Origin of the sequence: Nocardioides potassii (assembly GCF_021648885.1) — a bacterium.
GTDB classification, from domain to species: domain Bacteria; phylum Actinomycetota; class Actinomycetes; order Propionibacteriales; family Nocardioidaceae; genus Nocardioides; species Nocardioides potassii.
In genome coordinates, this window is record NZ_JAKJHZ010000006.1 from 213,714 (window position 1) to 226,661 (window position 12,948).

The window sequence follows — 12,948 nt, forward strand, 5'->3', positions numbered from 1 at the left end:
GCTACTCGACCGGCGCTGAGCGCGCGAAACGCCACTCGATGACGGAGCGGTAGGTCTCCCCCGGCTCGAGGACGGGCGAGGGCCACTCGGGGTGGTTCGGCGAGTCCGGGAAGACCTGCGGTTCGAGCGCGACACCGGCCCGCCGCACGTGGACACTGCCGTCGAAGCCGTCGCCCGTGTAGACCTGCAGGCCGGGCTGGTCGCTCCACACCTCGACGGTCGCGCCCGTGCGCGGCGACGACAGGGACGCGTGCCGGCGCAGGCCAGAGCCGCGCACGACGTAGTTGTGGTCAATGGAAGCCCGCAGCGGGGCGGGCGAGCGGAGGTCGAACGGCGTCCCGGCGACCGGCGCGTGCTCGCCCAGTGGGATCGCGGTGTCGTCGACCGGCGTGTACTCGTCCGCCTCGACGACGAGTCCGTGCTCGTCGATCGAGCCCTCTCCGTCGAGGTTGAAGTAGGAGTGCTGCGTCATCCCGACCACTGTCGTCGCGTCGGTCGTCGCCGACAGCTCGACGGTCACCGTGTCGCCAGAAACGGCGTAGCGCACCCGGGCCGTCACCGTGCCCGGGAAGCCCTGGTCGCCGTCCGGGCTCACCAGCGCCAGCTCGACCGCGTCGTCGGAGTGCGACACCACGTCCCACACCTGTACGTCGAAGCCCTCCGGCCCGCCGTGCAGGTTGTTGCCCCGGTCGTTGGCGGCGAGCTGCACCGTCGTACCGCCAAGCGAGAAGCGGCCGCCAGCGATCCGGTTCGCGTAGCGCCCGATCGTGGCGCCGACGTAGTCGGGGCTCGCCAGCCGCTCGGCGACATCGGCGTGGCCCAGCACGACGTCGCGGCCGTCGACCAGCAGCCGGTGGACCGCGGCGCCCAGGGTGAGCACCTCGACGACGGGACCGGGCTCGGACCCGATCGTCAGCAGCCGGACCTCGCGTCCGTCGGGCATCTGGTCGAAGACGCGGTCGGTGGGCACGCCTCCATCCTGCCGCACATCACGACACCTTCCGGCGGGTACCGACGACCAGCGCAACGGACCGTCGAAGGAGCACGCCATGCCCGAAGGTGACGTCGAGACCTACCACTCCGACGGCAGGTGGAAGAACCGGATCGAGGCGCTCGAGGACCTGCCCGGCTCCTACGACACCAAGGACGAGGCGGTCGAGGCCGGCCGTGACGAGGCGCGCGAGCGCAAGGTCGAGCACATCGTGCGCAACCTCGACGGCGAGATCGCCGAGCGCAGCACCTATGGCCACGACCCGCGCGACATCAAGGGTTGAGCACCTCGGCGATCCGGTTCGCGGTCCTCGGCGACTCGATCGCGTGGGGCCAGGGAGCCGCCCGCGACGACGAACGCCTCGGGCCACGGCTGCAGAGGGGGCTCGAGGACCACGGGATCGCCCTCGAGCTCGGCGTCTTCGCCGTGCCGGGTGCCCGGAGCCGGGGGCTCGCTCCGCAGGTCGACCGGGCCCTGTCCTGGCGGCCCGACCTGGTGCTCGTCGTCATCGGCGCCAACGACCTCACCCACCGCGAGCCGGTCGCCGACGCCGTACGCGCCCTCGCCGGGGCCGTGGGCCGGCTCCGCGAGGCGGGCGCGGAGGTCGTCGTCGCCCCGGCCCCCGACCTGGGCGCCGTGCCGCACGTCCCTGTGTCGCTGCGAGAGATCGTGCGAGCGGCGAGCGAGGACCTGCGCCGGCGGCAGGCCGCGGCCGTCGAGGCCGAGGGCGGCCACGTGGCCGACGCCGACGGCCGTACGTCGACCGCGTTCGCCGCCGACCCGGCGATGTTCTCCGCCGACCGCTTCCACCCGTCGAGCGCGGGGTACGCCGTCATCGCCGACGCGGTCCTGCCCGCGATCCTGCAGGCCGCGCGCGTGCGAGGGTGGGTCAATGCTGGGTGACGAACGGTTCGACGACCTGATGGAGCTCGTCGTGCACGGGTTCGAGATCGGCGGAGTCGCCGTCCTCGTCCTCGGAGCCCTCGGCGCCTTCGTGCACGCCGCTCTCGTGGCCCGACGCAAGGGTCTCCCCACCGCCTACGAGACGGCTCGTCGCAGCGTGGGGCGCGCCATCCTGCTCGGCCTCGAGCTGCTGATCATCGCCGACATCGTCCTCACCATCACCGTGGACGCCACGCTCGACAGCGCGCTCGCGCTCGGTCTCATCGTGATCGTGCGGACCTTCCTCAGCTTCTCGCTCGAGGTCGAGCTCGAGGGGACGCTGCCGTGGCGACGTCGCCCGACGCGGGAGCGCCCGGTCGACACCCCTGACCGAGCGGGCTAGCCCGCGCACCCGAACGGGGCTCGGCGCCAGTGGATCCCACCTAGCATCTGCCTACTGCCATCCGGGCAGACAGCAACGACTCAGAGGACCTGACGTGACCAGTCGACTGCGCGCAGTTGGCGAGAGCCCGTTGTGGCTGAGCGGCGTGCTGCTGCTTGCGCTGATGGTGGCGGTCGACATCGTCCTCCAGCGCCAGATCAACGGCGCCTACGCCGGCGCCGCGGTCCTCACCGCGATCTACGCGTCGCCCCAGCGTACGGCGCTCGTGTCCGCCCTGGCCCTGGCGATGTCGGTCGCGTCGGGCGCGTGGAACGACAACCTCGGCGAGCGGGACTGGGCCATCCGGTTCGCCACCTGCGTCGTGATCTGCGGGCTCGCGCTCATCGCCTCCAACACCAACCGCAAACGCCAGCAACGACTGGAGCGCACCACGGCGATGGCGCAGGGCGTCCTCGACGCGCTCGCCGTCGAGCTCACCGGCGCCCGCACGGTGCGCGAGGTCGCCGACGGCTTCCTCGGCAGAGCCGTGGCCGCGATGGGCGCCACGTCCGCCATGGTCATGTCCCTCGACTCGGACGACGTCCTGCGGACCCTCACCTGGCACGGGCGCCGGGGCAACGGGGCGGACCAGTACCAGGAGGTGCCGCTGTCCAGCGACGTCCCGGGTGCCGTCGCGGTGAGGGAGGACCGGGACATCCACTACCGGTCGGTGGAGGAGATCGTCGCCGCCTTCCCCGCCCTGGCCGGCTACTACCCCGACGACCGCAGCCTCCACCTGCTGCCGCTGCGGCGCGAGGACCGGACGTACGGCCTGCTGGCGATCACGTTCCCGCCGGACGTCCTCACCCACCACGAGGACGGCTTCCTCCACTCGCTCGCCGGCGCGCTGGCGAGCGCAGTGGAACGTGCGGCCGAGCTGCAGCGTGCGGATGCCGCGACGCACAGGACGACCCTGCTCGGCGAGCTGTCGATGAGCCTGTCGCGCAGCCTGGACACCGGCACGACGGTGGCCGAGTGCGGTCGGATCCTCGTGCCCCGCTTCGCGGACTGGTGCTCCCTCCAGCTGCTGCGCGACGGCCAGCTCGAGACCGTCGCCATCAACCACCGCGATCCCGAGACCACCGCGTGGGCCGAGTCGCTCCGCGGCGCCTTCCCGACCCGCATGGACGGCCCGACCGGTGCGGCCCAGGTGGTCAGGACCGGCGAGAGCGTCCTCTACCCGTTCATCCCGGCGGACCTCATCGAGGCCGCGGCCGACGGCCCCGAGCACCTCGAGCTCCTGCAGCGCCTCGGCCTGACCAGTGCCATGGTCGTGCCGCTCCACGGTCGCGACGGCGTCATCGGCGCCCTCACCCTCATCCATGCGGAGTCCGGCCGGCGCTACGGCGACGAGGACGTCGAGTTCCTCGAGGCGGTGGCGGACCGGGTGGCGGTCGCGCTGGAGACCGCGGCGACCTTCGAGCACCAGTCACAGCGCCTCGCCGGGGTCACGGCGGTGGCCGAAGCAGCGCAGCGCGCGATCCTGGCTCCCCCACCTGCGCGGACCGGCCCGGTCACCCTGTCCGCCCGCTACCACTCGGCCGCTTTCGAGGCGCAGGTCGGCGGCGACCTCTACGAGGTGGTGCAGGGGCCCTCGTCCGTACGCCTGCTGGTGGGCGACGTACGAGGCAAGGGGCTCTCCGCGGTGCGCACCGCCACGGTCGTGCTGGGGGAGTTCCGCGCCGCCGCAGCCGGCCCCGGCGACGTCGCCCACGTGGCCCGTGAGATCGATCGGCGCATCCGCCCCTACCTGCCCGACGCGGAGGACTTCGTGACGGGGGTGCTGGTCGACATCCGGTACGACGGCACGTTCGACGTGGTCTCGTGCGGCCACCCGGCGCCCGTCGTCCTGCGTGCTTCCGGCCACGTCCGTGCGATCGAGCTCGACCACGAACCGCCGCTCGGGCTCGGAGTGCAGCCGACACCGGTGACAGGCAGGCTCGAACCGGGTGATCGGATGCTCCTCTTCACCGACGGCCTGATCGAGGCCCGTTCGCCGTTGGGCGGCTTCATCGACCCGACTCCCTTCCTCGCGCGGATGCAGCGGGCCGAGTTCGAGTCCGCCCTCGACGACCTGCTGGACGGCCTGGTGCGGGCGACCGGTCACGAGCTCGACGACGACCTCGCCCTCCTTCTCGCCTGCTACGACCCGGAACCTGTCGGCCTCGACGCCGTCGAGGTCACCGAGGAGCTGGTGGCCGACCCCGCCAACGTCGGTCGGGCTCGCCGGTTGCTCCGCGCCGCGCTCGACGGAGTCCTCGACGACGCGCTCGCGGAGCCGGCGGAGCTCCTGCTTTCGGAGGTCGTCACCAACGCCTTCGTGCACGCCGGCGGCATCGCGACCGTCCGGGTGCGCGCGACGCCGGTCGCGGTGCGGGTCGAGGTGGAGGACGGCTCCAGCCGGCACCCCACCCGCCGGGGGTTCACGACCACCGCCGGCACCGGCCGCGGCTTGCGGCTGCTCGACGAGCTCGCCGACCGGTGGGGCTCCGCCCCGCGCCCCGAGGGCAAGGTGGTCTGGTTCGAGCTGGGCACGCACGCGGGCGCGCTGGCAGCGACGAACCACAGGGCGCCCGCCGATCCGGACGACGGGTCCGTCCACGTACGCCTGCGGGAGGTCCCCCTGCTGGTGCACGCGGGATGGCAGGAGGACGCGACCGCGCTCCTGCGCGAGTACCTCCTGCACGTCCTCGAGGAGGACCAGCACATCCTCGAGCGGCACGCCCGCGCCAGCGCCGCCATGACCCTCCTGCACGAGCAGGTCCCCGCCCCGCAACCGTCCGGCGGGCCGGCCATCACCGCCGACGAGGTGGTGCTGAGCGTGCCGCGCGAGATGGTGGCGTGGTTCGCGACCCTCGACGAGCTGCTCGGCGAGGCCATCGCGCAGGCGCGGGAGGGTCGGTTCCTCAGCCCGTCCACGGGGCCGGAGATCGACAAGATGCGGCAGTGGCTGTGCCGGGAGGTCGCGCGGCAGGCAGACGGCGGGACGCCGACACCCTGGGCCGCGCCCGACCCCGCCCGCGGCTAGTCCCGGGCCTCGATCGCCCGCACGATCGCAGCCATGTCCTCGGCGCCGTGGCCGAGCCGCTCGGCCTCGTCGAACAGCTCACGGCACACATCGATCACCGGCGACGCCGTGCCCGAGTCGCGGGCGGCGTCGGTGACGAGCCGGCTGTTGTAGTGCACGTCGCGGATCGACGCCTGCGAGCTCATGTCGCCGGTGACGAGCTTGTCCAGCTTGATCCGCGAGACCGCGCTCGCCATCGGCCCGGCGTCCAGCACCGACCGGAAGACCTCGAGATCGAGGCCCTGGCTGTCGGCGAAGTGGAACGCCTCCGCCAACCCGGTCACCTGAGTGATGAGGAAGAGGTTGACCGCCAGCTTCATCCGCGTCCCGTCGGGGACCTCGCCGCACCGCACCGTGGTCGCGCAGATCGGCGCGAGCAGCGCGACGACCTCGTCGACCGCGGAGCCTGGACCGGCGACCATGCCGACGAGCTGTCCGTTCTCCGCCGGCACCCGGGAGCCCGACACCGGCGCCTCGACGTACGTCCCGCCTGCCGCCACGACGTCCTGCGACAGCCCCAGCGAGTACGACGCCGCCGTCGTGCCCATGGGTACGACGGTCCGGCCCAAGACCAGCTCGGCGAAGCGCGGCGTGCCGCGGCCCAGCACCTCGTCGATGACGTCTCCGTTCATCAGCATCACGAAGACGATCCGCGCGTCGCGGAAGACCTCGTCGACGGTCGAGGCGACCGTCGCGCCGGCCTCGGCGGCGAGGTCGAGCGCCGGTTGCGAGCGGTTCCAGACGACCAGGTCCGTGCCCGCGCGAGCCAGGTTGAGCGCCATCGGCAGTCCCATGGTGCCGAGCCCGACGAATCCGACCGTCATGCGCTCAGGTTGCCCGGCGTGAGTCCGACCGGCGAGCGGGATCCGGACGACCGTCGCCGGATTTGCGCCATCACTCGGCGTGCTCACGCCCCCACGTGCCGAGCGCGTCGATCGACTCGCGCAGGGCGAGCCCCCGCTCGGTCAGTGCGTACGCCCGGGTGTTGTGCTTCAGCGGGAGGCGGGTGAGCACGCCGGCTGCCTCGAGCTCGCGCAGGCGTGTGGCGAGCATGTTGGTCGGCACGCCGAGGTCGCGCTGGAGGTCGCCGTACCGCTGCGGACCGTCGAGCAGCCGCTCCACGATGAGCAGGGCCCATCGCGACCCGACGACGCCGAGGGCCGCCGCGAGGTCGCTCACGCGTCCGCGGTGTCCGGCTTCATCCAGAACGGCGAGTAGTGGTAGCCGTCGGGGTCGTCGAACTGGCGCTGGTACATGAACGGGTAGTCGTCGGTGTCCCCGATCCGGCCACCCGCGGCACCGGCGCGCTCGACCAGCTCGTCGACGGCCTCGCGGCTCGGGCAGTCGAACGACACCGTGACCTTGGACGGGGTGTCGGGCCCACCGATCAGCTCCTCGACACCCCCGACGGCGGCGTACATCTCGCGGCTGCCGAGCATCACGTACTGCTCCGGCGCGATCGCGAAGCAGGACACGTTGTGGTCCGACATCTCGGCGTTCAGGGTCCAGCCGATGGCGCTGTAGAAGGCGGTCGCGCGCTCGACGTCGGCAACCGGACAGGTGATGAAGAGGCTCATGCGAGCGATACTTGCATTTTGCAAGTAAGCGGTCAAGGGGCCGGCAGCAGACCGATCCGCTGCGCGTGACGTCGTACGGCGTCGGAGTCGGCGGCGAGGACGAACGGGACGTCGGAGTTCCAGGCGTCCGAGACCTTCTCCACCCGGCCGTCGCCCGGGTCGAGGCGCACCTCGCGGATGTAGACCGCGAGGACCCGCCCGGGGTACTCGCGGACGATGTCGGCGTAGACCTGCGGGTCGTGCTCACCGGAGTCGCCGAGCAGCACGAAGGACAGGTCAGGGTGCAGGTCGAGCACCTCGCGGATCCGCGTGTGCTTCTGCTCGCGACCCTGCCGGTTGCCGAGCAGGTCGCGCAGCAGCACCGGCCCGAGCGGGAAGTCGCGGTGGCGCAGGAACGCGAGCAGGAAGGAGTGCAGGTTCCACGGGCTCGACGAGACGTAGAAGACCGGGTTCGCCCCGGCGGCCAGGTCGCGGTAGAGCTCCGGCGCGCCGGGGAACGCCGTCCGCGTCAGCGCCGAGCCGGTGAAGGTCTGGACGACCATCCGCATCGCGCGCTGCACGCCGGTCTCCAGGATCGTGTCGTCGACGTCGGAGAGGATCCCGAAGCGCGCGTCCGGGCCCGGCACGCGCACCTGGACCAGAGCCGCCTCGGCGTCGGTCACGCCCCGGTAGGCCCCCCGCAGCGCGACCGTCCCGGTCGTCCACGGGCTCGTCAGCGAACCCACCGGCGTCGGCACCCGGACGAGGAAGTAGCCGTCCTGGTCGGACTCGACCTCGACGGAGGTGCCGGCGACGGTCACCCGCAGCGGGACGCCGGGTAGCTCGTCGGTGACGAAGTGGCCGAGCGTACGACGCGTCGCGGCCCGCACGCCCTCGCCCTCCTCGGCCTCCGGGGCGAGCCGGTTGTCGAGGACGCGCCCGCGCACCACCACGCCGTCCGGACCTCCGTGACCGAGGTAGGTCTCGATCCGGAAGTGCTCGGGCGTGCGGTGACCGTGACGCGAGTCCCACGCGCGCTCGACGGCGAGGACCAGGCGCTGGAGGCTCACCCGGTCACCGTAGGGACCATTACCAGCGGTCGTGCACCTGCTTCCGGATGCGACGGTCGTAGAGGTCGGCGATCGCGTCGACGAGCTCCTGCGGCAGGGCGCCGACCTCGCCGGCGGCGGCGTTGGATCGCGCCTGGTCGGTGTTGCGGGCGCCGGGGATCACCGTGGTGACGCCGGGCTGCTGCGCCACCCACGCGATCGCGGCCTGCGCGGGCGTCACGTCGAGGCCGCTGTCGGCGACGAGCCGGGCGAACTCCTGCGCGGCCTCCACGCCGGTGGCGTAGTCGACGCCGGAGAAGGTCTCACCCACGTCGAAGGCGCTGCCGTCGCGGTTGTAGTTGCGGTGGTCGTCCTCGGCGAACTGGGTGTCGAGGCCGTACTTGCCCGACAGCAGGCCGGACGCCAGCGGGACGCGGGCGATGATGCCGACCCCGGCCTCCTCGGCTGCGGGCAGGACGGCGTCGAGGGGCTTCATCCGGAAGGCGTTGAGGATGATCTGCACGCTCGCGACGTTCGGTCGCGCGATCGCGCTGAGCGCCTGGTCGGCGGTCTCCACGCTGACGCCGTACGCCGCGATGACCTGCTCCTCGACCAGCCGGTCGAGGACGTCGTAGGTCGCGTCGTCGTCGATGACCGCGCTCGGCGGGCAGTGCAGCTGGACGAGGTCGATGGTGTCGACGCCGAGGTTGCGGCGCGAGCGGTCGAGCCACGTGCGGAAGTTGGCCTCGACGTAGTTGGCCGGCACCTGCCCCTCGCGCCGGCCCATCTTGGTCGCGACGGTGAAGCCCGCGTCGGCGTGCTCGGCGGCGAAGCGGCCGACGATCTGCTCGCTGCGCCCGTCGCCGTACACGTCGGCGGTGTCGTAGAACGTCACGCCGGCCTCGGCCGACGCCTCGAGCACGGCGCGGGCGTCGTCCTCGCTGACGTCACCCCAGTCGGCGCCGAGCTGCCACGTGCCGAGGCCGATCACCGAGGCCGAGAAGGGGGTACGGGGGAAGGGTCGCGTCTCCATGCCGCTCACTCTTGCAGGGCGGTCAACGGGTCAGGACCGCAGTCCGGACTTGAGCTCGTCCATCGCCTCGTCCCACGAGACCTGGGGCGACCAGCCCCAGCCCTGTGCCCGGTCGGCGCGGATCGCACCGGTCCACGCCGGCTTGTCGTCCCAGACCGGCTCGACGCCGAGCGCGTCGCAGACGGTGCCGAGGTAGTCGCGCCACGTCGCCTTCGGTGCGGCCACGTTGACCGGCGTGCAGCCGCCGAGCACCGGGCCGGCCGCCACGTCGTCGCGCAGTGGGATCGCACCGGTAGCGAGGTCGGCGGTGATGTCGGCGAGGTCCCTGACGTGCACCCAGGCGGCCGTCGCGTCGGCGACCGCGTGGCGGCGGGACTCGTCCTCGGCCATGGCGCGCGGCTGGACCGTGTTCCAGACCGACGACTCGCCCGGGCCGAGGATCATCGGCGGGCGCACCAGCACCCGCGTCGTACCACCGAGCCGGGCCAGCGCCTCGTCGATGTCGCGCTTGATGACGGAGTAGTCGTTCGCGTCGTCGGGGACGTAGTCCGACTCCTCGGTGACGTCGCCGACCTCAGGCGTGCGGGCGTACACGCCGGCCGTCGAGATGTGCACGACGAGCGGTACGCCGGCGTCGCCCGCCGCGGACGCGATGGTCAGCGTGCCGTCGAGGCCGATGCGGCGCTGCTCGTCGGCATCGCCGCCGAGCGGGTGGACGGTGGTCACGAGCGCGTCCGACCCGGCCACGACCTGGGCGGCGAACACCGGGTCGCCGAAGTCGCCGACGTGCTCGTCGACGCCGGTGAGGTCGGGCGCGGTACCGACTCGGCGTACGACCGCGCGCACCGTCGCGCCCCTCTCGCTCAGCGCGGACACCACGTGGCTGCCCACGAGTCCGTTGGCTCCGGTCACGACGACGATGGGGGAGGTCATGGGTTCCACACTAGGTCGATGGTTTCGAGGCTTGCTGCGCTCGCACCTCCACCACCGAGTGCTCGGTCAGCAGCGTCCTGGCGACGACGGCGACCCAGATGGGGGCGAAGACCAGGCTGGTGAGGACGTCGGTGAGGTGGTGGGCGCCCTCGTAGAGGCGGGAGGGGGCGACGATCACCGGGGCGAGGAAGAGGATCCACGCCCATTTGCGCGACGACGGCATGGTGCGGAAGAGGTAGATCGCGAGCGCGCAGTAGACGACGATCGCGGTCATCACGTGGCCCGACGGATAGCTGTGGTCGGGCACCAGGCCGGGGTCGAGGATCTTCACGGGCGGGCGGTCGCGGGTGATCAGCGCCGTGACGATCAGGTAGAGCGCGAGCGTGCCGACGACCAGCACCGTGAAGTAGACGAGCGGCAGCTTGGTCTTCTGCACGCGCCAGAGGATGAGGGCCACGACCGCCGCGACGATGACGCCCACGATCGTGTCGGCGACGTGGCTGCCCCACGCGGCGAGGAACTCACCGTCCGGCGTGCGGTCGGCGGCGATCGACCTCGAGAAGTCGTCGTCCCACGGCTCGATGCTCGACTTCAGCGGGTGGGTGATCAACCAGCCGACGGCGATCACGGCGAGGGTGAGCACGACCCAGGTGACGGACAGGGTGCGGGCGGCGTGCTTGGTGCGGGTGCTGATCTCCACGGACCGAGGGTGCCAGCAGCGCGCGCCGAGCGGGAGTCCCCCAGGGGTGAGCCGCGACCGCTCGTCGTACGACACCGACCGCCCGTCGCTCGCCCGCGCCCACCGGGCGACCGCCCCGCGCGGCCCACTCCCCGACGTGGCGCGCGCGGTGCCACGGTGACGACGGTCACACCTCGGTGACCCCCGCCCGGAAGGATCCTGACGTGACCTCTGACGCTCACGACCAGGCCGCACGGCACGACCCCGTCTACGACGAGCTGTCGGCCCGGCCCGAGTTCGCGGAGCTGCGCTCTCGCTACCGCCGCTTCGTCATCCCGGCCACGGTCGCGTTCCTGGCCTGGTACGCGCTCTACGTCCTGATGTCGATGTTCGCCCACGACTTCATGAGCACCAAGGTCGTCGGCAACATCAACGTCGCCCTCGTCTTCGGCCTGCTGCAGTTCGCGACGACGTTCATCCTCGCCTTCGTCTACAGCCGCTACAGCAACTCCCGGCTCGACCCGCTGGCCTCGCAGCTCAGCGACTCCTACTACGACGGACGGGAGCGCTGACATGGAAGGCCACCAGATCCTCACCACGGTGCTGTTCCTCGGTGTCGTCGCCCTCACGGTCGGCATCACCATCTGGGCCAGCCGCAACTCCAGCGGCGCGGCCGACCACTACGCCGGCGGCCGCGGCTTCTCCGGCTTCCAGAACGGTCTCGCCATCGGCGGCGACTACATGTCGGCGGCGTCGTTCCTCGGCATCTCGGGCGCCATCGCGCTGTCGGGCTACGACGGCTTCCTCTACTCGATCGGCTTCCTCGTCGCCTGGCTCGTCGCGCTGCTGCTCGTGGCCGAGGTGCTGCGGAACTCCGGGCGCTACACGATGGCCGACCAGCTCGCCTACCGGATGAAGCAGAAGCCGGTCCGGATGGCGGCCGCGACCTCCACGGTCGTCGTCTCGATCTTCTACCTGCTCGCCCAGATGGTCGGCGCGGGCGCACTCGTCGCCCTGCTGCTCGGCGTCAGCAGCGACGGGCTCAAGAACCTGACGATCTTCTTCGTCGGCGCGCTGATGATCTTCTACGTCACCGTGGGCGGCATGAAGGGCACCACGTGGGTGCAGATCGTCAAGGCCGTCCTCCTGATGGCCGGCTCGGCGCTCATCGTCGTACTGGTGCTCGCGAAGTTCGGCTTCAACCTGTCCGAGCTCCTCGGCACCGCCGCGCAGAACAGCGGCAAGGGCGGCGCCTTCCTCGAGCCCGGCCTGAAGTACGGCGTCTCGACCACGTCGAAGATCGACTTCATCTCCCTCGGCATCGCCCTCGTGCTCGGCACGGCCGGCCTGCCGCACATCCTGATCCGCTTCTACACGACCCCGACGTCGCGCGACGCGCGCAAGTCGGTGCTGTGGGCGATCGGCCTGATCGGCGTGTTCTACCTCTTCACGCTGATCCTGGGCTTCGGTGCGGCCGCGCTGCTGGACAAGGACTCGTACGCCGAGGTGGCCGCGTCGGGCGGCAACCTGGCCTCGCCGCTGCTGGCCGAGGCCGTCGGAGGCGGGTCGGGCTCGACCGGGGGCGCCGTCCTCCTCGCGGTGATCGCGGCGGTCGCCTTCGCCACGATCCTCGCGGTGGTCGCCGGACTGACGCTGACGTCGTCGGTGTCGGTGGCTCACGACCTCTACAACTCCGTGTTCAAGAACGGCCAGGCCTCGGAGGCCGAGGAGATCCGGGTGTCCCGGATCGCGGCGGGCGTCATCGGCCTGATCGCGATCGTGCTGGCGATCCCGGCGCAGAAGCTCAACATCGCGTTCCTGGTCGCGCTCGCCTTCGCGGTCGCCGCGTCGGCCAACCTGCCGGCGATCATCTACAACATGTTCTGGCGGCGCTTCAACACCCGCGGCGCGCTCTGGAGCATCTACGGCGGCCTGATCTCGTCCGTCGGCCTGGTGATCTTCAGCCCGATCGTCAGCGGCAAGGGCGTGGACCCGGTCAGCGGGAAGAACCTCTCGCTGCTGCCGACCAGCATCGACATCTCGTGGTTCCCGCTGGAGAACCCCGGCATCGTGTCGATCCCGCTCGGCTTCCTCCTCGGATACCTCGGGACCATCTCGTCGAAGGAGCAGTCGGCGGAGGACCGCTACACCGAGCTCGAGGTCCGCGCCCTCACCGGCGCCGGCGCCGAGCAGGCCAGCAAGCACTGAATCCACCTCGCTGGTTGAGGTGCGAGCGAAGCGAGCCTCGAAACCACACCCACCTGGTTTCGAGGCTCGTCGCTGGCGCTCCTCGCACCTCAACCAGCGACGCGAGTA

14 protein-coding genes are annotated in these 12,948 nt (G+C 71.7%); 6 read left to right on the plus strand and 8 right to left on the minus strand.

From position 1 onward, the window contains the following. Position 1 precedes the first annotated feature (1 nt). Positions 2–970, minus strand: a complete 969-nt coding sequence (locus L2K70_RS10330; protein WP_236401753.1) for an aldose epimerase family protein — start codon at positions 968–970, stop codon at positions 2–4. A 79-nt stretch (positions 971–1,049) separates the two neighbouring features. Here L2K70_RS10330 and L2K70_RS10335 point away from each other — a divergent pair, with 79 nt between their 5' ends. The 4 genes from L2K70_RS10335 to L2K70_RS10350 all read left to right on the plus strand — a co-directional run bounded on the left by L2K70_RS10335 (position 1,050) and on the right by L2K70_RS10350 (position 5,343). After that, positions 1,050–1,274, plus strand: coding sequence for a DUF2188 domain-containing protein (locus tag L2K70_RS10335; RefSeq protein WP_236401754.1), 225 nt, complete (start codon positions 1,050–1,052; stop codon positions 1,272–1,274). Beyond that, positions 1,271–1,894 (plus strand): SGNH/GDSL hydrolase family protein, encoded by a 624-nt coding sequence (locus tag L2K70_RS10340; protein WP_236401755.1) that lies wholly within the window; start codon positions 1,271–1,273, stop codon positions 1,892–1,894. Before L2K70_RS10335 ends, L2K70_RS10340 begins: the two co-directional genes overlap by 4 nt. Then, complete coding sequence (locus L2K70_RS10345) at positions 1,884–2,276, plus strand: DUF1622 domain-containing protein (RefSeq protein WP_236401756.1); 393 nt, start codon at positions 1,884–1,886, stop codon at positions 2,274–2,276. The genes L2K70_RS10340 and L2K70_RS10345 overlap by 11 nt, the downstream gene beginning before the upstream one ends. A 94-nt stretch (positions 2,277–2,370) precedes the next feature. Beyond that, the gene (locus L2K70_RS10350) at positions 2,371–5,343 is read left to right on the plus strand and encodes a SpoIIE family protein phosphatase (RefSeq protein ID WP_236401757.1); all 2,973 of its coding nucleotides are present in this window, start codon (positions 2,371–2,373) and stop codon (positions 5,341–5,343) included. Here L2K70_RS10350 and L2K70_RS10355 read toward each other — a convergent pair. The 7 genes from L2K70_RS10355 to L2K70_RS10385 all read right to left on the minus strand — a co-directional run bounded on the left by L2K70_RS10355 (position 5,340) and on the right by L2K70_RS10385 (position 10,653). Next, the gene (locus tag L2K70_RS10355; RefSeq protein ID WP_236401758.1) at positions 5,340–6,206 is read right to left on the minus strand and encodes an NAD(P)-dependent oxidoreductase; all 867 of its coding nucleotides are present in this window, start codon (positions 6,204–6,206) and stop codon (positions 5,340–5,342) included. The genes L2K70_RS10350 and L2K70_RS10355 overlap by 4 nt on opposite strands. A gap of 70 nt (positions 6,207–6,276) precedes the next feature. Then, the gene (locus L2K70_RS10360; RefSeq protein WP_236401759.1) at positions 6,277–6,561 is read right to left on the minus strand and encodes a winged helix-turn-helix transcriptional regulator; all 285 of its coding nucleotides are present in this window, start codon (positions 6,559–6,561) and stop codon (positions 6,277–6,279) included. Then, on the minus strand, positions 6,558–6,959 hold the full coding sequence (locus L2K70_RS10365; RefSeq protein ID WP_236401760.1) for a VOC family protein: 402 nt from the start codon (positions 6,957–6,959) through the stop codon (positions 6,558–6,560). The genes L2K70_RS10360 and L2K70_RS10365 overlap by 4 nt, the downstream gene beginning before the upstream one ends. Positions 6,960–6,991: 32 nt before the next feature. Next, positions 6,992–8,008 carry an App1 family protein phosphatidate phosphatase gene (locus L2K70_RS21665; RefSeq protein WP_236401761.1) on the minus strand — a complete coding sequence of 339 codons (1,017 nt, stop codon included), beginning with the start codon at positions 8,006–8,008 and terminating at the stop codon, positions 6,992–6,994. Positions 8,009–8,027: 19 nt separating this feature from the next. Beyond that, positions 8,028–9,020 carry an aldo/keto reductase gene (locus tag L2K70_RS10375; protein WP_236401762.1) on the minus strand — a complete coding sequence of 331 codons (993 nt, stop codon included), beginning with the start codon at positions 9,018–9,020 and terminating at the stop codon, positions 8,028–8,030. 30 nt (positions 9,021–9,050) lie between these two features. Continuing rightward, positions 9,051–9,953, minus strand: a complete 903-nt coding sequence (locus L2K70_RS10380) for an NAD-dependent epimerase/dehydratase family protein (protein ID WP_236401763.1) — start codon at positions 9,951–9,953, stop codon at positions 9,051–9,053. Between the two features lie 10 nt (positions 9,954–9,963). Next, positions 9,964–10,653, minus strand: a complete 690-nt coding sequence (locus L2K70_RS10385; protein WP_236401764.1) for a phosphatase PAP2 family protein — start codon at positions 10,651–10,653, stop codon at positions 9,964–9,966. Between the two features lie 203 nt (positions 10,654–10,856). Here L2K70_RS10385 and L2K70_RS10390 point away from each other — a divergent pair, with 203 nt between their 5' ends. Both L2K70_RS10390 and L2K70_RS10395 read left to right on the plus strand, forming a co-directional pair. Continuing rightward, the gene (locus L2K70_RS10390) at positions 10,857–11,204 is read left to right on the plus strand and encodes a DUF485 domain-containing protein (protein WP_236401765.1); all 348 of its coding nucleotides are present in this window, start codon (positions 10,857–10,859) and stop codon (positions 11,202–11,204) included. A gap of 1 nt (position 11,205) precedes the next feature. Further along, positions 11,206–12,840: a monocarboxylic acid transporter gene (locus tag L2K70_RS10395; protein WP_236401766.1), complete on the plus strand. Its 1,635-nt coding sequence runs from the start codon at positions 11,206–11,208 to the stop codon at positions 12,838–12,840. The last annotated feature ends 108 nt before the right edge of the window (positions 12,841–12,948 follow it).